This window comes from Laedolimicola ammoniilytica, from assembly GCF_025567165.1.
Taxonomy (GTDB): domain Bacteria; phylum Bacillota; class Clostridia; order Lachnospirales; family Lachnospiraceae; genus Laedolimicola; species Laedolimicola ammoniilytica.
This window is the reverse complement of record NZ_JAOQKC010000021.1, coordinates 56040-57026: the sequence shown is the minus strand read 5'-3', so window position 1 is coordinate 57026 and position 987 is coordinate 56040. Positions and strand designations below refer to the sequence as shown.

Annotated in this window: 1 protein-coding gene; it reads left to right on the top strand. The window is 34.5% G+C overall.

Translation table 11 applies throughout. The features are described 5' to 3' along the window. Nucleotides 1-987, top strand: a 987-nt coding sequence (locus OCV63_RS17855) for an RNA-guided endonuclease InsQ/TnpB family protein (protein WP_158364753.1), incomplete at both ends; no start/stop codon positions are given.

Below are 987 nucleotides of genomic sequence, written 5' to 3'. Positions count from 1 at the left end.
AAAGAACTTCATGACAATGGAGAAAAGTTTATGAGTGGTAAAAGTTTTAGTGTCTGGCTGAACAATGAGTATCTTCCCCAAAATCCAGATAAATTATGGATTAAGGAAGTCAGTTCAAAATCTGTAAAGCGTTCAATCGAAAATGGATGTGTCGCATTTACCAGGTTTTTCAAACATCAAAGTGCTTTTCCTAATTTTAAAAAGAAAGGAAAATCTGATGTGAAGATGTATTTCGTAAAGAATAATCCAAAGGATTGTCGATGCGAAAGACACAGAATGAATATTCCATCACTTGGTTGGGTTCGTATGAAAGAAAAAGGATACTTTCCTACGACCAAAGACGGGTATGTGATTAAAAGCGGTCATGTTTCAATAAAAGCTGACAGATACTATGTTTCCGTTCTTATAGAAATTCCAAATAACAAAATAGCCAATCATTCAAAGGAAGGAATTGGCATTGACCTTGGATTAAAGGATTTTGCCATTGTTTCTAATGGTAAAACTTATAAGAACATTAACAAATCTGCAAAATTAAAGAAACTTGAAAAACAGCTTATTCGAGAACAGAGAAGTCTTTCTCGAAAGTATGAAAATTTAAAGAAAGGAGAGTCCACTCAAAGAGCGAATATACAGAAACAAAAACTCAAGGTACAGAAACTTCATCATAAAATAGACAGTATCCGTACGGACTATATCAACAAAACAATTGCAGAGATAGTGAAAACCAAACCATCTTATATAACGATTGAAGATTTAAACGTATCAGGAATGATGAAGAACAAACATCTATCAAAGGCAGTTGCTTCGCAGAAGTTTTGTGAATTTAGAACAAAACTTCAGGCTAAATGCAAGGAAAGCGGAATTGAACTTCGTGTAGTAGACAGATGGTATCCATCATCTAAAACTTGTCACTGTTGCGGAGCTGTCAGGAAAGATTTAAAACTTTCGGACAGAATCTTCCGATGTGACTGTGGTTATATCGAAGAC